20 protein-coding genes are annotated in these 18,815 nt (G+C 63.2%); 15 read left to right on the top strand and 5 right to left on the bottom strand.

What is annotated here, in order from left to right:
- Positions 1–33 precede the first annotated feature (33 nt).
- Complete coding sequence (locus tag A6B35_RS23365) at positions 34–2,475, top strand: GcvT family protein (RefSeq protein WP_065518262.1); 2,442 nt, start codon at positions 34–36, stop codon at positions 2,473–2,475.
- A 21-nt stretch (positions 2,476–2,496) separates the two neighbouring features.
- On the opposite strand, the gene A6B35_RS23360 is transcribed toward A6B35_RS23365, so the two are convergent.
- Positions 2,497–2,889: a DoxX family protein gene (locus tag A6B35_RS23360; protein ID WP_006205477.1), complete on the bottom strand. Its 393-nt coding sequence runs from the start codon at positions 2,887–2,889 to the stop codon at positions 2,497–2,499.
- A gap of 205 nt (positions 2,890–3,094) precedes the next feature.
- Here A6B35_RS23360 and A6B35_RS23355 point away from each other — a divergent pair, with 205 nt between their 5' ends.
- Entirely contained in the window at positions 3,095–3,583 is a 489-nt protein-coding gene (locus A6B35_RS23355; RefSeq protein WP_040583788.1) for a hypothetical protein, read from the top strand.
- Positions 3,584–3,698: 115 nt separating this feature from the next.
- On the opposite strand, the gene A6B35_RS23350 is transcribed toward A6B35_RS23355, so the two are convergent.
- On the bottom strand, positions 3,699–4,475 hold the full coding sequence (locus tag A6B35_RS23350) for a VOC family protein (RefSeq protein WP_006204146.1): 777 nt from the start codon (positions 4,473–4,475) through the stop codon (positions 3,699–3,701).
- 174 nt (positions 4,476–4,649) lie between these two features.
- Between A6B35_RS23350 and A6B35_RS23345 the strand changes: the two genes are divergently transcribed.
- The 7 genes from A6B35_RS23345 (at position 4,650) to A6B35_RS23315 (ending at position 10,422) form a co-directional block, all read left to right on the top strand.
- A complete protein-coding gene (locus A6B35_RS23345) occupies positions 4,650–5,378 on the top strand; it encodes a gamma-glutamylcyclotransferase (protein ID WP_006204147.1) in 729 nt (242 codons plus the stop codon).
- A gap of 114 nt (positions 5,379–5,492) precedes the next feature.
- A complete protein-coding gene (locus A6B35_RS23340; RefSeq protein ID WP_006204148.1) occupies positions 5,493–6,857 on the top strand; it encodes an NAD(P)-dependent oxidoreductase in 1,365 nt (454 codons plus the stop codon).
- Between the two features lie 2 nt (positions 6,858–6,859).
- The gene (preA, locus tag A6B35_RS23335) at positions 6,860–8,173 is read left to right on the top strand and encodes an NAD-dependent dihydropyrimidine dehydrogenase subunit PreA (RefSeq protein WP_006204149.1); all 1,314 of its coding nucleotides are present in this window, start codon (positions 6,860–6,862) and stop codon (positions 8,171–8,173) included.
- Positions 8,174–8,303: 130 nt separating this feature from the next.
- Positions 8,304–8,822 (top strand): RrF2 family transcriptional regulator, encoded by a 519-nt coding sequence (locus tag A6B35_RS23330; protein ID WP_006204150.1) that lies wholly within the window; start codon positions 8,304–8,306, stop codon positions 8,820–8,822.
- 12 nt (positions 8,823–8,834) lie between these two features.
- A complete protein-coding gene (locus A6B35_RS23325; RefSeq protein ID WP_006204151.1) occupies positions 8,835–9,293 on the top strand; it encodes a carboxymuconolactone decarboxylase family protein in 459 nt (152 codons plus the stop codon).
- A gap of 59 nt (positions 9,294–9,352) precedes the next feature.
- Entirely contained in the window at positions 9,353–9,730 is a 378-nt protein-coding gene (locus A6B35_RS23320; RefSeq protein WP_006204152.1) for a DoxX family protein, read from the top strand.
- A 197-nt stretch (positions 9,731–9,927) separates the two neighbouring features.
- Positions 9,928–10,422, top strand: coding sequence for a DUF3592 domain-containing protein (locus A6B35_RS23315; RefSeq protein ID WP_006204153.1), 495 nt, complete (start codon positions 9,928–9,930; stop codon positions 10,420–10,422).
- Positions 10,423–10,456: 34 nt separating this feature from the next.
- Here the strand turns inward: A6B35_RS23315 and A6B35_RS23310 are convergent, their stop codons facing one another.
- Complete coding sequence (locus A6B35_RS23310; protein WP_006204154.1) at positions 10,457–11,179, bottom strand: SDR family oxidoreductase; 723 nt, start codon at positions 11,177–11,179, stop codon at positions 10,457–10,459.
- Entirely contained in the window at positions 11,176–12,015 is an 840-nt protein-coding gene (locus A6B35_RS23305) for an SDR family NAD(P)-dependent oxidoreductase (RefSeq protein WP_006204155.1), read from the bottom strand. Before A6B35_RS23305 ends, A6B35_RS23310 begins: the two co-directional genes overlap by 4 nt.
- Positions 12,016–12,116: 101 nt before the next feature.
- Here A6B35_RS23305 and A6B35_RS23300 point away from each other — a divergent pair, with 101 nt between their 5' ends.
- Complete coding sequence (locus tag A6B35_RS23300) at positions 12,117–12,992, top strand: helix-turn-helix transcriptional regulator (RefSeq protein ID WP_006204156.1); 876 nt, start codon at positions 12,117–12,119, stop codon at positions 12,990–12,992.
- A 13-nt stretch (positions 12,993–13,005) separates the two neighbouring features.
- Here A6B35_RS23300 and A6B35_RS23295 read toward each other — a convergent pair whose 3' ends face one another.
- Positions 13,006–13,635 (bottom strand): TetR family transcriptional regulator C-terminal domain-containing protein, encoded by a 630-nt coding sequence (locus tag A6B35_RS23295; protein ID WP_006204157.1) that lies wholly within the window; start codon positions 13,633–13,635, stop codon positions 13,006–13,008.
- Positions 13,636–13,874: 239 nt separating this feature from the next.
- Here A6B35_RS23295 and aptA point away from each other — a divergent pair, with 239 nt between their 5' ends.
- From aptA to A6B35_RS23270, 5 genes are all read left to right on the top strand, one after another.
- Positions 13,875–15,203, top strand: coding sequence for an omega-aminotransferase AptA (aptA, locus tag A6B35_RS23290; protein ID WP_006204158.1), 1,329 nt, complete (start codon positions 13,875–13,877; stop codon positions 15,201–15,203).
- 69 nt (positions 15,204–15,272) lie between these two features.
- On the top strand, positions 15,273–16,523 hold the full coding sequence (locus A6B35_RS23285) for a Zn-dependent hydrolase (RefSeq protein WP_006204159.1): 1,251 nt from the start codon (positions 15,273–15,275) through the stop codon (positions 16,521–16,523).
- 62 nt (positions 16,524–16,585) lie between these two features.
- Entirely contained in the window at positions 16,586–18,037 is a 1,452-nt protein-coding gene (hydA, locus tag A6B35_RS23280; RefSeq protein WP_006204160.1) for a dihydropyrimidinase, read from the top strand.
- A gap of 2 nt (positions 18,038–18,039) precedes the next feature.
- Positions 18,040–18,411, top strand: a complete 372-nt coding sequence (locus A6B35_RS23275) for a hypothetical protein (protein WP_040583356.1) — start codon at positions 18,040–18,042, stop codon at positions 18,409–18,411.
- 20 nt (positions 18,412–18,431) lie between these two features.
- Positions 18,432–18,800 carry a hypothetical protein gene (locus tag A6B35_RS23270; RefSeq protein ID WP_006204162.1) on the top strand — a complete coding sequence of 123 codons (369 nt, stop codon included), beginning with the start codon at positions 18,432–18,434 and terminating at the stop codon, positions 18,798–18,800.
- The last annotated feature ends 15 nt before the right edge of the window (positions 18,801–18,815 follow it).

Genomic DNA, 18,815 nt, shown 5'->3' with positions numbered 1-18,815 from the left:
ATTCGTCCAACTCACTGAAATGACGAGAAAACCATGAAATCGCATGCAAAGGTCGTGGTCATTGGCGGTGGCGTCGTCGGATGTTCCGTGCTGTTCCACCTCGCCCGCCATGGCTGGACTGATGTCGTGCTTCTCGAGCGCGATGAGCTGACCTCGGGCTCGACCTGGCATGCGGCCGGCGGCATGCACACGATCAATGGCGACCCCAACGTCGCCAAGCTGCAGAAGTACACGATCTCGCTCTACAAGGAGATCGAGGAACTGTCGGGGCAGGCGACCGGCGTGCATTTGACCGGTGGCGTGCTGCTGGCGGCCACCGAGGCGCGGCTCGACTGGCTGCGCGGCGTCGTCGCCAAGGGCCGCTATCTCGGCATCGACCTCGAGGAGATCTCGGCGAAAGAGGCGGCCGAACTAATGCCGCTGCTTGACCCCAGCCAGTTCGTCGGCGCGGTGCGCAATAGGGAAGACGGCCATCTCGATCCGTCGGGCGTCACGCATGCCTATGCCAAGGCCGCGAGGAAGCTTGGGGCGGAAGTGGAACGCTTCACCAAGGTCGAAGACATTGTGCGCCGCCCCGATGGGCTGTGGCGCGTCATCACCAACAAGGGCGAGGTGGTGGCCGAGCATGTCGTCAACGCCGGCGGTCTCTGGGCGCGCGAGGTCGGCCGCATGGTTGGGCTCGAATTGCCGGTGCTGGCGATGGAGCACATGTATCTGATCACCGAGGACATGCCGGAGGTCGCCGCCTGGAACCAGAAAACAGGAGCCGAGATCATCCACGCGGTCGATTTCGACGGCGAGCTGTATCTGCGCCAGGAGCGCGGCGGCATGCTGATGGGCACCTATGAAAAGGCCAACAAGCCATGGTCCGAATTCCAGACGCCGTGGAATTTCGGCCATGAATTGCTGGAGCCGGACATCGACCGCATCGCGCCGTCGCTCGAAGTCGGCTTCCGGCATTTCCCGGCCTTCCAGAACACCGGCATCAAGCAGATCATCAACGGGCCCTTCACCTTTGCGCCTGACGGCAATCCGCTGGTCGGTCCTGTGCGCGGCCTGCCGCGTTTTTGGGTCGCCTGCGGCGTCATGGCGGGATTCTCGCAGGGCGGCGGCGTCGGCCTCGCTCTGTCGAACTGGATGATCGAGGGCGATCCGGGCGCCGACATCTGGGCGATGGACGTTTCGCGCTATGGTGACTGGGCGACGATGGCCTACACCAATGCCAAGGTGCGCCAGAACTATTCGCGCCGTTTCTCGATCCGCTTCCCCAATGAGGAATTGCCGGCCGGGCGGCCGCTGAAGACGACGCCGGTCTACGACCTTTTGTCAGCCAAAGGCGCGCAGTGGGGTGTCTCCTATGGGCTGGAGGTGCCGCTCTGGTATGCGCCTGAGGGCGTCAAGGATGAGTTCTCGTGGCGGCGTTCGAGCGATTTTTCCCACGTTGCCCGCGAGGTCGCGTCGGTTCGTGGCAGCGTCGGGCTGGCGGAGATTTCGAACTTTGCCAAATACAAGGTCACGGGCGAGGGGGCAGCCAGCTGGCTCGACCGCCTGCTTGCCTGCAAGCTGCCGAAACTCGGCCGCATGACGCTGGCGCCGATGCTGAAAGATGACGGCAGGCTGATCGGCGATTTCACGCTCGCCAACATTGGCGCCCCGAATTCCAACAGGGGTGAATGGTTCGTCGCCGGCTCCGGCATTGCCGAGCAGTACCACATGCGCTGGTTCGAGGCGCATCTGCCCGAAGATGGGTCGGTGCGCATCGAGGCGCTGGGGCCGAAGCTGACAGGCCTGGCCGTCGCCGGGCCGATGGCGCGGGACTTGCTGGCAAAGGTGACGCGGGCGGATGTCTCCAATACCGCTTTTCCGTTCATGGCGATTGCCAGGATGGACATCGGCATGGCGCCGTGCCTTGTGGGCCGTGTCAGCTATACGGGCGATCTCGGCTACGAGATGTGGGTGGCGCCGGAATACCAGCGGGCGGCGTTCCAGGCGCTGATGGCGGCGGGCGAGGAATTCGGCATAGGCCTGTTCGGTTCGCGTGCGCTCAATTCGCTCAGGCTGGAGAAGAATTACGGCTCATGGGCGCGCGAATACCGACCGATCTACGGACCGCTGGAGGCCGGGCTCGATCGCTTCGTCGCCTACGGCAAGGAGGCCAATTTCATCGGCAAGCAAGCGGCGCTTGCCGAGCGCAAGCAAGGCGGCAGGCTGCGTTTGCGAACCTTCATCGTCGAAGCCGACGATGCCGATGTCATCGGCGACGAGCCGATCTGGTTCGACGGCGCTGTGCGCGGCTGGGTCACCTCGGGAGGCTACGCGCATCATTCGAAAAAGTCCGTCGCCATCGGCTATGTGCCGAAGGAGATTGCCGACGAGAGCGACGGTTTCGAGATCGAATTGCTGGGCAAGCGCCATGCCGCACGCATGCAACCTGTGCCGCTGTTCGATGCGAATTTCGAAAGGATGCGCGCCTGACGGCACGCATCCTCCTGCGCGTCAGGCGCTGCGGCGGTTGTCCAGCGCGAAGGCGCCGGCGCCGGCAAACACCAGATAGAGGAAGATGAAGCAGAACGAGATGGCCGCATCGCCGCCGTTGTTGACCGGGAAGAAGTCGCGCGGATAATGCGCCATGAAATAGGCGACCGCCATCTCGCCGCAGAGCAGGAACGCCACCGGCCGGGTCAACAGCCCAAGCGCCAGCAGGATGCCGCCGACGAATTCAAGGATGGCGGCGGCCAGCATCAGCCCGGTCAAGGTGCCGGCGTGCTCGCCGACGGGAAAGTTGAACAGTTTTTGCGAGCCGTGCTCGATGAACTGCAGCGCGGTCATGATGCGCAGCACGCCCAGCGCCTGCGGCTGAAATCCGGCAAGACTTTCAAAAAGCTTCATCTAAAACTCCATTTTTCCAACCCTTCGGCCCGGCCATAGATTATCGCCCGGCAACGGACCATTCACTTCCCACGGCCTGCCATCAACAATCGGTGATTGGAAATGTTCGCCAATCTGGCCGTTCGTGTTTTTCTCTCTATGGTTGCATTATTATCGCAATGGTTGTATTGTGTGGGTATTCCAAACTTGTGGGGTTCCCTTTGCCATGAAAAAAGTCGCCATAAGCCTATTCGCCATCCTTGCAGGGACCAGCGTCGCCATGGCCGACGACGCCGGCTGTGCTGCCTTCAAATGGCCGGTGACACGCGAGCAGGCGCTGTTTCCGGCAGCGCCGGCAGCACGGCCAGGCGCGACGCTGGAGACCGAAGCGGCCGCGGACCTTTCTCTGGAGCCGATCGACACTGTTGCCTTCGAGGTTGCGCCTGAACGGCCTCCGGCGTCTGGCACCTTTGGCGCGACCGCCAGCCTGGTTGTCCCGCCCGAAGGGACAATCCAGATAACCCTCTCCGACGAGGCCTGGATCGATGTCATTCAGGACGGCCGTGCCATGAAGTCGGTGGGCTTCAGCGGCGTAAAGACCTGCCCGGGCATCCGCAAGAGCCTGCGCTTCAAGCTGTCCGCCGGTCCGGCCACAATCCAGCTCAGCGGTGCGAAGCAGGCGAACCTAAAGGTTGCGGTGTTGGCGCCGGAGTAGCCTCAAAGAGCGCAGGGCCGGCGGGACGGCGTCCCCTCTGTCCTGCCGGACATCTCCCCCACTTGGGGGGAGATCGGCGTCGCTGCCGGTTTCGTCAAATCTCGGCGCGACGCTGCTATCGAACCGGCGCCATCAGCGCGAAATGTGCGCCTTGCGGATCCTGGCACTGCACGATCCAGCTGCCGCCGGGCACTTCCATCGGACCCATCAGGATCTTGCCGCCATTGTCGGTGACGCGCTTGGCCGCCGCATCGATGGCAGGCACGTTGAAATAGAACTGCCAGACCGGCACCGGGATCTGCTGCGGCTTGTTCATCATGCCGCCGCCGGATTCGGGGCCGGCCCCAAAAGTCTGGTAAGTGCCCATCGGCCCCATATCCATCGAATCGCCCTTGGTCCAACCGAACTGACCGGAATAGAAATCGAAGGCGGCCTTCCAGTCCGACGCATAGAGTTCGTGCCAGCCTATGTGGCCGGGCGTGCTGGCTGGCACCGGCGGCTGATCGGGACCGTTGGGTTGCAGGAGCATGAAGGTGGCACCCTGCGGGTCGGCAACCACGGCAAAGCGGCCGACGCGCGGAATGTCGTCGGGCGCGCGGTGAACCGCGCCGCCGGCGTCCTTCAGCGATTTCGTCGCGGCGTCGACATCTTTGGTGTGGATGTAACCGAGCCAGGCCGGCGGCATGCCCATCTTGGCGGCGTCCTCCGGCAAGGTCATCAGCCCGCTGACGCCGCGCTCGCCGACATTCATGACGATGTAGGGCGGCATACCGGGCGCCATGTCGAAAGGTTGCGCGGTCCAGCCTACGACTGCGGTGTAGAAGGCCTCGGCGGCGTCGAGGTCGGTGGTCATCAACTCGTACCAGAAGAATGGCAGGGGGGATTTGGGCATTGTCGGTCTCCTCACCGTTTCATGCGTCGATCGCGGCCGATCCATCTTAGGACGATCCTCGCGACAGAAATCCGACATCTGGGCCAGAAATCGAGGACGGCAAGACGCGGCACTTCGCAATCTTGCGCGCCTTGCGGTTTTCGACTTTGCTTGCCCGTCATTGAGGGGTTGTCCATGCGCCAGATGTCGCTCACGCCGGACCTTGTCGCACTGTGCCATCGGGAGGAGGCCGATCCCGGCCCTGATGGCAGTTGGACGCAGCTGAACGATGACGATTTCCGGACTCTGGCCTTGCGTCTGTCTGATGAAGCCGACGAGGGGCCGTTATGGGTGTTTGCCTATGGCTCGCTGATCTGGAAGCCGGCCTTCGAGTCCGTCGAGCGGCAACGTGCCACCGCCTATGGCTGGCATCGGTCCTTCTGCCTCGACATGGTCCGCTGGCGCGGCAGCGCCGCGCAGCCGGGCCTGATGTTGGCGCTCGAACGGGGCGGGCGATGCGATGGTGTGATCTACCGTCTGCCCGACGGTGAGAAGCCTGCGCAGATCGAAAGGCTGCTGCGGCGCGAGATCGACGATCACGAGAGCACCGGCTCGGTGCGATGGGTTCCGGTGCGCACGGCACAAGCGACGTTGCGGGCGCTGGGCTTCTGGGTCGGGGTGACCGGCAGGGGCACCTCGCTCAACCAGCCGTTGGAGACGGTGGCAAAGGTGCTGGCGCGCGCCTGCGGGCATGTCGGCTCCGGAGCGGAGTACCTCTACAACACGGTCAGCCACCTCGAAGAATTCGGCATTCGCGACCGCAATCTGTGGCGGCTTCAGCGGCTGGTCGCGGATGAGATCAGGTCGATCCATGGCCATGTTGAGACCGGTGCTCAGTCCGTGTCGGCAGTTCCCATAACATGACTATAATTATCATGTTTTTATCGAAAGATTTCAGTACCTTGACTGAAAATTGACCAATTGATAAAAAAATAAAACGTGCTAGCCTTCCCCAAAACGAAAACAAGGGGAACCGGAATGGCGACTGGTCATTTCAAGGAAGGCATAGCCGGTGGCCGGCTGTCATCCGAGCAATATGCCGACAATTTTTCCGACCTGCATCCGCCGCTTGATCATCACGAGGCGCTGGTCGAATCCGATCGCTGCTATTTCTGCTACGACGCGCCGTGCATGAACGCGTGTCCGACCTCGATCGACATCCCGCTGTTCATCCGCCAGATCTCGACCGGCAATCCGATCGGTTCGGCCAAGACGATCTTCGACCAGAACATTCTGGGCGGCATGTGCGCCCGCGTCTGCCCGACCGAGACGCTGTGCGAGGAAGTCTGCGTGCGCGAGGTGGCGGAAGGCAAGCCGGTGCAGATCGGCCGCCTGCAGCGCTATGCCACCGATGTCGCGATGAGCGAGAACAAGCAATTCTATCCGCGCCCGGAACCGACCGGAAGGAGCATTGCCGTGGTCGGTGCCGGACCGGCGGGACTGGCAGCCGCACACCGGCTTGCCCGGCATGGCCATGACGTGACCATCCTGGAGGCGCGCCCGAAGGCCGGCGGGCTTAATGAATATGGCATCGCGGCTTACAAGAGCGTCGACAATTTCGCGCAGGCCGAGGTCGATTATGTGACCTCGATCGGCGGCATCGACATCCAGAACGGCAAGGCGCTCGGTCGTGACTATCAGCTGTCGGACCTGATCAGGAATTACGATGCAGTTTTCCTCGGCATGGGGCTTGTCGGCGTCAACGCGCTGCGTGCCGATGGCGAGGATGCGGCAGGCGTCACCAACGCCGTCGAGTTCATCGCCGAACTGCGCCAGGCCAGCGATCTTTCCGGCCTGCCGGTCGGCCGGCGCGTCGTCGTCATCGGCGGCGGCATGACGGCGATCGATGCCGCGGTGCAGTCGAAGCTGCTCGGCGCCGAGGAGGTGACGATCTGCTACCGGCGCGGCCAGGAGCATATGAATGCTTCAGGTTTTGAACAGGATCTGGCCGCGGCCAACGGCGTCACCATCCGCCACTGGCTGCAGCCGAAGCGCGTCATTGCCGAAGGTGGCAAGGTGTCGGGCATCGAGCTCGAATACACGGCAATGAACGACGACAAGCTCGCCGGGACCGGCGAGATGCTGACGCTCGTCGCCGACCAGGTGTTCAAGGCAATCGGCCAGAGTTTTGTCCCGGCCGCGCTCAACGGCAGCGAGGCATCGATCGAACTCGAAGCCGGCCGCATAAAGGTCGATGCGGAAGGCCGCACCTCGCTGGCCAAGGTCTGGGCCGGCGGCGACTGCATCTTCGGCGGTGACGACCTCACCGTCTCGGCCGTGGCGCAAGGCCGCGACGCGGCGGAAAGCATCAACCGGGCACTGACCTCGAACGGGAGGGCATGAGCATGGCAGACATCCGTAACAATTTCGTCGGCATCAAATCGCCAAATCCGTTCTGGCTGGCTTCGGCGCCGCCGACCGACAAGGCTTACAATGTCATCCGTGCCTTCAAGGCCGGCTGGGGTGGCGTCGTCTGGAAGACGCTCGGCGAAGAGGGGCCGCCGGTGGTCAATGTCAACGGGCCGCGCTATGGCGCGATCTGGGGTGCGGACCGCCGCCTGCTCGGCCTCAACAACATCGAGCTGATCACCGACCGCGACCTGCAGGTCAATCTGCGCGAGATCAAGCAGGTCAAGAAGGACTGGCCCGACCGCGCCATCGTCGTCTCGCTGATGGTGCCATGCGTCGAAGACGCCTGGAAGGCGATCCTGCCGGTGGTCGAGGAGACGGAGGCCGACGGCATCGAGCTCAATTTCGGTTGTCCGCACGGCATGTCGGAACGCGGCATGGGCGCGGCTGTCGGCCAGGTGCCGGAATATATCGAGATGGTGGTGCGCTGGTGCAAGCAAAACACCCGCATGCCGGTCATCACCAAGCTGACGCCCAATATCACCGATGTGCGCAAGCCGGCGCGGGCGGCGCTGTCCGGCGGCACCGACGCGGTGTCGCTGATCAACACCATCAATTCGATCACCGGCGTCGATCTCGACAGCTTCGCGCCGCAGCCGACCATCGACGGCAAGGGTTCGCATGGCGGCTATTGCGGCCCGGCGGTGAAGCCGATCGCCATGAACATGGTGGCCGAGATCGCGCGCGATCCTGAAACGCGCGGCTTGCCGATCTCTGGCATTGGCGGCATCACCACCTGGCGCGACGCGGCCGAATTCATGGCGCTCGGCGCCGGCAATGTGCAAGTATGCACGGCGGCGATGACCTACGGCTTCAAGATCGTGCAGGAAATGATTGCCGGCCTCGAGAACTGGATGGATGAGAAGGGCCATGCCTCGCTCGACGACATTGTCGGCCGGGCCACGCCCAATGTCACCGACTGGCAGTATCTCAACCTCAACTATGTCGCCAAGGCGCATATCGACCAGGACGCCTGCATCAAGTGCGGCCGCTGCCACATCGCCTGCGAGGACACCTCGCACCAGGCGATCACCAGCATGGTCGACGGCAAGCGGCACTTCGAGGTGATCGAGGCCGAATGCGTCGGCTGCAATCTGTGCGTCAATGTCTGCCCCGTGGAAAACTGCATCACCATGGAGCCGCTGGCGGCTGGCGCGATGGACCAGCGCACCGGCAAGCCGGTGTCGCCGGTCTATGCCAACTGGACGACGCATCCGAACAATCCGATGGCCAAGGTGGCGGCGGAGTAAAGGCGCCTCAACGTCATAAGGCGAGGGCAAAGAGGCAGCGGCGCTTGCGGGCGCCGCTGCTTTTTTGGTCTGCTATTGCGGATAATAGTTATCCATGATAAAGTATATCCATGAATAGGAGATCGGCACGATGAAGCTGGGTGAGGGCGTTGAGGCGGCGATCCACTGTGCCGCGATGCTCGCCGGCGTGGATGGCGCGGCGACCATGCCGGGCGCCGCGATGGCGGAGGCTTTCGGCCTGTCGCCGAGCTATCTTCTGAAGCATCTCAACATGCTGACGGCGCAGGGCATTCTTGAATCGGTGCCTGGACCGGCCGGCGGCTACCGGCTGGCGCGGCCGGCGGAACGGATCACGCTGCTCGACATCGTACTGGCAGTGGAGGGTCGCGAGCCGGCCTTCCGCTGCGGCGAGATCCGCCAGCGCGGCCCGGTCAGGCTCGATGCCTCCGCCTATGTGAAGCCGTGCGGCATCAATGCCGCGATGCTCAAGGCCGAGCGCGCCTATCGCGCCGCGCTCGCCGAGGCCCGGCTGTCCGATATTGTCGCTGCCTATCAGAGCGATGCCGATCCGCGTTCGGTTGCGGCGGGTTGCGCCTTCGTGGCGCGGCATCAGCGACCGCAAAAATCCAGTTCAACCAAGCAAGCGTGAAAGGGTAAGACGATGAAACAGAGGCTGCAATTCTTCGCCAAGGCGCCGGAGATCATGAAGGCGGTGTCGGCGCTCAACAAGGCGGTCGACGAATGTGGGCTGGAGGTAAGCCTTCTGCACTTGATCAAGCTCAGGGCGTCGCAGATCAATGGCTGTTCCTATTGCGTCGAGATGCACAGCCGCGAGGCGCGGCGGGATGGCGAGACCGAGCAGCGGCTCTATCTGGTCTCAGCCTGGAAGGAATCGCCGCTATTTTCCGAGCGCGAACGCGCCGCCTTCGCCTGGACCGAAGCGGTGACCAAGATCGCCGAAAACGGTGTCTCGGATGAGCTCTATGCCCGGACGCTCGAGCATTTTTCTGAAGAGGAACTGGTCAAGCTGTCTGTCGCGATCGGCATGATCAATACCTGGAACCGGCTTTGCGTGCCGTTCCATGCCGTTCATCCGATGCCAGCAGCGAAGGCCGCCTGAGCCAAGCCGGCGCGCGGGCCGCAAGGCCCGCGTGCCTTTTTCGTTTGAGGATCAGCACCATGCTCGCAAGTTTTCAGAATGAGATTCTGGTCGCCGCCCGCCTGCTGCTTGGCGGCGCCTTCGTTTTTGCCGGCCTGCGCAACATCGTGAACGCGGCCTTCCTGACCCAATTGATGACAGACCGCGGCGTACCGCAGGCGGGGCTGGCGCTGTGGACCGGCATCGCCCTGCAGGTCGTTGCCGGCGGACTGGTCGTGGTGGGCATCTGGACCGCACCTGCTGCCGCAGGCCTGATCCTGTTCCTGGTTGTCGCCACGATCATGTTCGACAATTTCTGGGATCATCAGGGACCCGAGCGAGCGGCTCGCATCAACGGCTTTGTCGCCAATGTCGCCCTGACCGGCGGTTTCCTGTCGTTGATGGCGCAGCCGCTTTGACTAGAGCGGTTCATCATTTCACGGAAACGCGGAACCGCTCCATCTCCTTTGTTTACGCAATTCCGGACGGAAAACCGTTTCACACTTTTCCTGGAATTGCTCTAGTTGGCGGCGCTGCCGGATCAATCGCCGGCCGCATTAATCGCTTCGTCGCGAATGGCTGGTAGGATTGGCGCAGTTTCGCTGTTGGAGCCTTTATGGAGCAAAGCTGGAACAGCTTCTGGGGGAGCGTTTCGCAGGCCTTCCACCACGCGCTGTCGCCGTTTCGGGCGCTCGCCGAGGTGTTCGGCTATGCTCCGAGCGACATCCAGATCTGGTGCTTCCTGTGCGGCGTATTTGTCCTCGTGCTCGTCGTCCCCCACACCTATGGCGATCTGGTGCTGCGCCGCCGCCGCGCCTATGCGACCGGCAAGGTGGTGAAGATCGACATGTCGGACGACGCGCCCAACACCCCGACCATAGAATTCACCGATCGCCAGGGGCACATCTGGCGCTTCGACTCGAACCTGCCGGTCAATGACGCGACCGGTTCGGTCGGGGCGGTGGTCAAGGTGATGTATGATCCCCTGCGTCCGAACCGTGCGCGCGAAGCCGGGCGGCCGGTCATGAAGGCGGCTCACACGGCGCTCTGGTATACGATCGTGGCAGGCCTGATGGCGCTAGCCTTCTGGCCAGGCCTTACAGCCAACTGAGCCCCGCTCTCAGGAAGCATCCTCGCCCTGCCGCTCACGCGGCATATCGCAACCCGCCGTCGCAGGTCAGCACCTGGCCGGTGACGAAGCCGTTGGAGACGAGGAAGGCGATCGCGCCGGCAACGTCTTCGGCGCGGCCGATGCGTCCGACCGGCGTTTTCACGGCATACTCGGTGAACACCGCCTGCCGCTGCTCGTCAGGCAGGAAATGCCACCAGGGCGTATCGATGACGCCCGGCGCCACGACGTTGACGCGCAGCGGCTTGAGCTCCACGGCCAGGATCGGCACCACCGTCAACAGCATGCCGTTGACGGCGGCGATGCAGGCGACTCCCGGCGCCGACAATTGTGCCGAGACCGCCGAGATGAACGTGACCGAGCCGTTCTTGTTCAGGGTCGGCAGGGCCGCCTGCAGGCATGAGAGTTGCGGCCGGACTTTCTCGTCGACGCCGCCGCCGATGTCGGCAAGGTCGAGCGTTTCGAACGGGCCGAGTCCCTTGCCGCCGCTGGCGGCCAGGACAAGATGATCGAAGGGACCGGTACGATCGAAGAATTGGCGAACCTCGTCGGGTTTGGAGGCATCGAAGGCAGCCTTGTCGACAGCGCCGCCAAGGCTTTGCCAGGCGCTGTTGAGCCTTCCCTGGTTGCGCCCCGTGATGGTCACCCTCATGTTCGGGCCAAGCAGCTTCTGCGCCGTGGCGAGGCCGATGCCGGAAGAGCCGCCGATGATCACGACACGTTCATTCTTCTCGCTCATGACTGCTTTTCCTTCGAAGTTGTGGAAGCGAGGCCGACGAGGTCGAGGCTCAGTTCCCGCAATTGCTGTCTTGCCTTCACGTCATAGGCTTGCGCATCGGCGCGGGATTCCCGCATGCCATCGAAATAGAGGCCGCTTCTGCCTTTGAGATCACGCGATGTCGCGAGGTTGAGGATGGCTTCAGCGCCGGTTTCGACCGAGCTCCACGGTGTGACGCCTGCCTGCCGGACCATGGTCGTGTTCATGTAGCTCGCCGGATGCAAGGCGTTGACGGTGACGCCTGTGCCTTTCAGCTGCTCGGCGAGATCGACGGTGAACAGGATCTGCGCCAGCTTGCTCTGGCAGTAGGCGCGCACGCCGTCATAGGCGCGGGTCAGCATGACATCGCCGAAGTCGATTGCCTGCTGGCCGGCCGATGCGACGTTGATGATGCGCGAAGGCGCGCTCGCTTTAAGCAGCGGCAAAAGCTCTGTGGTCAGCAGGAAGCCGGCGAGGTAGTTGACGGCAAAGCGCAATTCGTAGCCATCGGCGCTGATCTGTCGTTTCGCGCCGGCGGTGCCGATGCCGGCATTGTTGATGAAGATGTCGAGCCGGTCGGTCCTGGCGCGCACCGCTTCAGCGAGACGGCGGACCTCAGCCAGCGAGGCGAGGTCGGCGGCAAGAAACTCGGCCTTGCCGCCGGCGGCTTCGATTTCGGCGACCAACGCCTTGCCGCGCGCCGCATCGCGGCCGTGCACCAGAACGCGGGCGCGTGCAGCGCCCAGCCTCTCCGCGACGACGCGTCCGACGCCGTCTGTCGAACCTGTAATGAGGACAGTCTTGTCTTTCAGTTCCATGCCTGGAGCCTCCACGCTTGCTCTGAACGCAAGATGGGGCACTGGGCGCGGCGCAAACAGTTCAAACTTTATCCTGGTATCGATACTGCTATAATGGGCCCATGGATGCTCCCGCACAGTCTCCCGAAGACAGTCGCCGGCGCGAGCTTGGCGCCTTTCTGCGTTCGCGCCGCGAAAGGCTGTCGCCGTCGGCCACCGGCATCGCTGCTGGCCAGAGGCGGCGCACGCCTGGCCTGCGCCGCGAGGAGGTGGCGATGATCGCCGGCGTCGGCACGACCTGGTACACCTGGCTGGAGCAGGGCAGGGACGTGCGTCCTTCCGTGGAGGTGCTGACCGCGCTGTGCGAGGCGCTGCGGCTCGATGCCGCCGAGACGCGGCATTTGTTCACGCTTGCCGGCCGCCAGCAGCCTGAGCGTCGTGCCGTGACGCCGGAAAAAGTGGATGGCCCCCTGCTGCACATGCTGCAGAGCCTCGTTCTGCAGCCGGCCTATGTCGTGGGGCGACGCTGGGACGTGCTGGCCTGGAATCCGGCGGCCGTCGCCGTTTTCGGTGACTATGGCATGCTGGACGGTGATGCCCGCAACATCGTCCACATGGTGTTCACCAACCCGCACCATCGCCGCCTGCTTGTCGACTGGGAGCAACTGGCGCGCTCGGTGCTTGCCTCGTTCCGAGCCGAGAGTGCGAAATATGTCGGCGATCCGGATTTCGAACGGCTGATCGAGTTGATGACACGCTCAAGTCCGGAATTCCGGGCGTGGTGGCCGCAGCGCGATGTGGCGAGGAAATTATCGGGGGTGAAGCATGTCCGGCACTCGATCGCCGGCGCGATGGCCTTCGAGCATATGAGCCTTTCGATCGACGACGGCTCGGACATGAGGCTGATCGTCTACACGCCGCTCGCCGAGCAGAACTCGATCGCCAAGCTGCAGCAACTGCTGCTGGAGGCGCTGCCGGCCGAGCGGCGCAGCGCCTGATTTCCGCCCGAGGCTAGCCTTTCGGCTTCAGCCCTTCGATGAACAGCTGCTCCAGGAACCTGGCGGCGTCCTCGAAGCGGCCGTCGCCGCCGCGGTCAGCGCCGAGCACGGCGCGGACCTGGACATCGAAATCGGCATAGTGCTGCGTCGTCGCCCAGATCGAGAAGATCAGGTGCCAGGGATCGGTGCGGACAATCTTGCCGGCGCGCATCCAGCCCTTGATGATGGCCGCCTTCTCGTCGACCAGCGTCTTCAGTTCGCCTTCCAGCAGCGGCATGATGCGCGGCGCGCCCTGCAGGATCTCGTTGGCGAACAGCCGGCTCTCGCGCGGGAAGTCGCGCGCCATTTCAAGTTTGCGCCGGATGTAGCTCCGCAGTTCGGTCAGGGGATCGCCGATATCGTCGAGTTCGCGCAGCGGCGCCAGCCAGGTCGCGAGCAGCCGCTCCATTAGCGTTTCGTGAATGTCCTCCTTGCGGCGGAAATAGTAGAGCAGGTTCGGTTTCGACATGCCGGCGGCTTCGGCGATCTGGTCGATGGTCGAGCCGCGAAAACCGTTGGCGGAGAAGACTTCGAGCGCGGCCTCCAGGATCAGTTCGCGCTTTTCCTGCTGGATGCGGGTGCGGCGGGGAGCTGAGCCTTCCATTGTCTCCGTCATCCTTGCCGGCCGCGGTCGCGCGGGCCCTCTGGACCAATTCTCTGGACCAGTTTTTCCCCAGCCTGTGGAGCGCGCTTCCGATACCGCATTTCCGCTAGTAATCCCTTGACCGCCGACAGGGCGGTGCTAACGTTTGTCCAATCGGTCAAAAATTTGCGTAGCACGAAAATGCAGCAAAGACCAAGCGTTGGCCGCACCGAAACAGGTTACAAGGGGAAGTCTTGGTCATGTCCAACCGGCTGAAAGTCACGCCGAACGATCTCAGCGCATTCTGGATGCCGTTCACGGCAAACCGCCAGTTCAAGCAGGCGCCACGCATGTTCGTGTCCGCCAAGGACATGCATTACACGACCAGCGACGGCCGCAAGGTGCTCGACGGCACCGCCGGTCTCTGGTGCGTCAATGCCGGCCATTGCCGGCCGAAGATCACCGAGGCGATCCAGCACCAGGCGGCCGAACTCGACTATGCGCCGGCCTTCCAGATGGGCCATCCGATCGTCTTCGAGCTGGCGAACCGCCTGGTCGACATCGCGCCGAAGGGCATGGACCATGTCTTCTTCACCAATTCCGGCTCGGAATCGGTTGACACGGCGTTGAAGATGGCGATCGCCTATCATCGCGCCAAAGGCGAGGGCGCGCGCACCCGCCTGATCGGCCGGGAGCGCGGCTATCACGGCGTCAATTTCGGCGGCATCTCGGTCGGCGGCATCGTCAGCAACCGCAAGATGTTCGGCACGCTGCTCGGCGGCGTCGACCACATGCCGCACACGCATCTGCCGGAAAAGAATGCCTTCTCAAAGGGCGTGCCGGAGCACGGCGCGGAACTGGCGAATGAGCTGGAGCGCATCGTCACGTTGCATGATGCCTCGACCATCGCCGCCGTCATCGTCGAGCCGGTCGCTGGTTCGACCGGCGTCATCCTGCCGCCGAAGGGCTATCTCCAGAAACTGCGCGAGATCTGCACCAAACACGGCATCCTTTTGATCTTCGACGAGGTCATCACCGGTTTCGGCCGCCTCGGTACGCCGTTCGCCGCCGACTATTTCGGCGTTACGCCTGACATCATGACGACGGCCAAGGGTGTCTCCAACGGTGTCATCCCGATGGGCGCGGTGTTCGTCAAGAAGGAGATCCACGACGCTTTCATGACCGGCCCCGACCATATGATCGAGTTCTTCCACGGCTATACCTATTCGGGCAATCCGATCGCCTGTGCGGCGGCACTCGGCACGCTCGACACTTATAAGGAAGAGGGGCTTTTGACCCGCGGCGAGGAACTGGCGCCCTATTGGGAAGACGCATTGCATTCGCTGAAGGGCGAGCCGAATGTCATCGATATCAGAAACATCGGCCTGATCGGCGCGATTGAGCTGGCGCCGATCGCCGGGCAGCCGACGAAGCGGGCCTTCTCCGCATTCGTCAAGGCATTCGAACGCGGCGCGCTGATCCGCACCACCGGCGACATCATCGCACTGTCGCCGCCGCTGATCATCACCAAGGGCCAGATCAACGAGTTGATCGACCATGTGCGCGACGTGCTGCGCTCTATAGACTAAGCTGATTGAACCGGTCGGGCGGCGTCGGGAACCGCCGCCCGACCGGACATCGAAATGAGAGGACTTTGAATGGCCGCCCCCGGCGAGAATCTGCGCGTGAATTCAGACCGTTTGTGGGATTCCATCATGGAGATGGCGAAGATCGGCCCTGGCATTGCCGGCGGCAACAATCGCCAGACCGTGACCGACGAGGACGGCGAGGGCCGGCATCTGTTCAAGCGCTGGTGCGAGGCGGCCGGGCTCGAAATGGGCCTCGACGAGATGGGCACGATGTTTGCCCGCCGCGAAGGCACCGATCCCAGCCTGCCGCCAGTCTATGTCGGCAGCCATCTCGACACCCAGCCGACCGGCGGCAAGTATGACGGCGTGCTCGGCGTGCTCGGTGGGCTGGAAGTCGTGCGCTCCCTCAACGATCTTGGCATCAAGACCAAGCATCCGATCGTCGTCACCAACTGGACCAACGAAGAAGGCGCGCGCTTCGCGCCCGCCATGATGGCGTCAGGCGTTTTCGCCGGCGTGCTCGACCAGGCCGACGTCTACGAACATGTCGACAAGGACGGCAAGAAGTTCGGCGAGGAGCTCGAACGCATCGGCTGGAAAGGCTCCGAGAAGGTCGGCGACCGCAAGATCCACGCCTTCTTCGAACTGCATATCGAGCAGGGGCCGATCCTCGAGGACGAGGGCATCGACATCGGCGTCGTCACCCATGGCCAGGGGCTGAAATGGCTGCAGGTGACGCTGACCGGCAAGGAGGCGCATACCGGCTCGACGCCGATGCCGAAACGCCGCAATGCCGGGCTCGGCATGGCGCGCGTGATCGAACTGGTGCACGAGGTCGCCATGGACTACCAGCCCGACGCCGTCGGTGCGGTCGGCCACATGCAGGTCTATCCGAACTCGCGCAACATCATTGCCGGGCGCACCGTCTTCACCATCGACATCCGCTCGCCGGAAAAAGAGGTGCTGGACACGATGGATGCCCGCGTCCGCGAGGGCATCGACACGATCTGCGATGCGCTCGACATCAAATATCAGATCGAGCAGGTCGGCCATTTCGACCCGGTCACCTTCGACAAGGGCTGCGTCAAGGCGATCCGCGATGCCGCCGACCGGCTTGGCTACACGCATCGCAACATCGTCTCCGGCGCCGGCCACGACGCCTGCTGGATCAACCGCGTTGCGCCGACCGCCATGGTGATGTGCCCCTGCGTCGACGGCCTCAGCCACAACGAGGCCGAGGAAATCACCAAGGAATGGGCTGCGGCCGGCGCCGACGTGCTGTTCCACGCGGTGGTGGAGACGGCTGTCATCGTGGAGTGAGGTCAGAAATCTAGAATTCAACGCTGCTCACCAAGAAGCGCGAAGAGAACAGGGGAACAAAAATGACCAAAGTCATCCGGAACGGAACCATCGTCACGGCCGACCGCACCTGGAAGGCCGACGTGCTGATGCAGCACGGCAAGATCGTCGCCATCGGCTCGAACCTTCACGGCGACCATGAGTTCGACGCCACGGGCTGCTATGTGATGCCCGGCGGCGTCGATCCGCACACCCATCTCGAAATGCCGTTCATGGGCACCTACTCGGCCGACGATTTCGAATCCGGCACCCGGGCGGCCCTGTCCGGCGGTACGACGATGGTGGTCGATTTCTGCCTGCCGTCGCCGAAGCAGTCGCTGCTCGAAGCCTTGCAGATGTGGGACAACAAGACGTCGAAGGCGTCCTGCGATTATTCCTTCCATATGGCAATCACCTGGTGGGGCAAGCAGGTGTTCGACGAGATGGCGACCGTCGTCGACAAGGGCATCACCTCGTTCAAGCATTTCATGGCCTACAAGGGCGCGCTGATGGTCGACGACGACGAGATGTATGCGTCGTTCCAGCGCTGCGCCGATCTCGGCGCGCTGCCGCTGGTGCATGCCGAGAATGGCGACGTGGTTGCCGCGCTGTCGCAAAAGCTGCTCGCCGCCGGCAACAATGGTCCCGAGGGGCATGCCTATTCTCGCCCGCCGGAAGTGGAAGGCGAGGCGACCAACCGCGCCATCATGATCGCCGACATGGCCGGCGTGCCGCTCTATGTCGTGCACGTCTCCTGCGAGCAGGCGCATGAGGCCATCCGCCGGGCGCGCCAGAAAGGCATGCGCGTGTTCGGCGAGCCGCTGATCCAGCACCTGACGCTGGATGAGAGCGAATATTTCAACAAGGACTGGGACCATGCCGCACGCCGTGTGATGAGCCCGCCCTTCCGCAACAAGCTGCACCAGGATTCGCTGTGGGCTGGCCTTCAGGCCGGATCGCTGCAAGTGGTGGCGACCGACCATTGCGCCTTCACCACCAAACAGAAGCGCAACGGCGTCGGCGATTTCACCAAGATCCCGAACGGGACAGGCGGCCTCGAGGATCGCATGCCGATGCTGTGGACCACAGGCGTCAACACCGGACGGCTGACGATGAACGAGTTCGTCGCGGTGACCTCGACCAACATCGCCAAGATCCTCAACATGTACCCGAAGAAGGGCGCCATCGTTGAAGGCGCTGACGCCGACATCGTGGTGTGGGATCCGAAGCGCAAGAAGAAGATCACCTCGAAGAAGCAGCAGTCGGTGATCGACTACAATGTCTTCGAAGGTTTCGAGGTGACCGGCCTGCCGCGCTTCGTCTTCTCGAGAGGCGAGTTGTCGATCGAGGAGTCGGACGTCAAGGCAAAGCCCGGCCATGGCGAGTTCGTCGCGCGCGAGCCGAACGCGGCAGTCAACCGGGCGCTGTCAACGTGGAAGGAAATTTCTGCGCCACGCAAGGTGGAACGCACTGGCATTCCGGCGACCGGAGTTTGAGCTTGGCGAATTCGGCAGCGCTCATCTCGTTGGTCGTGGCGACCGTCATCGCCGGTCCGGCAACAGCGGCCGGCGTGCTGGTCGGCTCCTGGGGCAATGATGCCGGTTGTGCCGGCGTCAAGGCCGGTTATCAAGACGGCGACGACTACATCGTGCTGACCGCCGAGGGCATCGAGACCTATGGCAGCGGTTGCCGGTTCGCGCAGCAATTGATCTCGGCGCCGGGTACGCAATCGCTCGGCTCGACCTGTTCCGCCGAGGGTGAGGATGGGACGACTGTCGAAACCGTGGTGGTCACCAACAAGGGATCGGACGGTTTCTTCGTGACCATTCCCGGTCTCGAAGAGTTGGGGCCGCTGCAGTCGTGTTCGTGATGTTGGGCTGGGGGTTGAGCATGCGCGGTTTTGGTCTGGCTCTTGGCACGGCGGTCGTTCTGGCCGCCGGGCAGGCTTCGGCCGCTGCGATCGACCTGTCGAAACCCTATGGCAACAAGTCAGGCTGCATCAACAAGAACGGCCAGGAGGTCTATGCCGAGGATATGCTGCTCCTGACCGACACGGAATTCATCACCGCGGCCAGCGCCTGCTCCTTCATCGAAAAGAAGGCACAGGCCGACGGGTCACTGGTGGTCAAATCCATGTGCGCGGCGGAAGGCGAGGAGGGGCAGTCGCCAGTGCAGTTCACCATAAAGCGCAGCGCTAAGAAGCTGGTGATCACTGACGAGGACGGCAACGTCATGGGAGAAATCTCCCGGTGCCGATGACGGCGAGATCCCTTC

The organism is Mesorhizobium amorphae CCNWGS0123 (assembly GCF_001686985.1).
GTDB lineage: Bacteria > Pseudomonadota > Alphaproteobacteria > Rhizobiales > Rhizobiaceae > Mesorhizobium > Mesorhizobium amorphae.
This window is presented reverse-complemented; position numbering and strand designations above follow the sequence as displayed.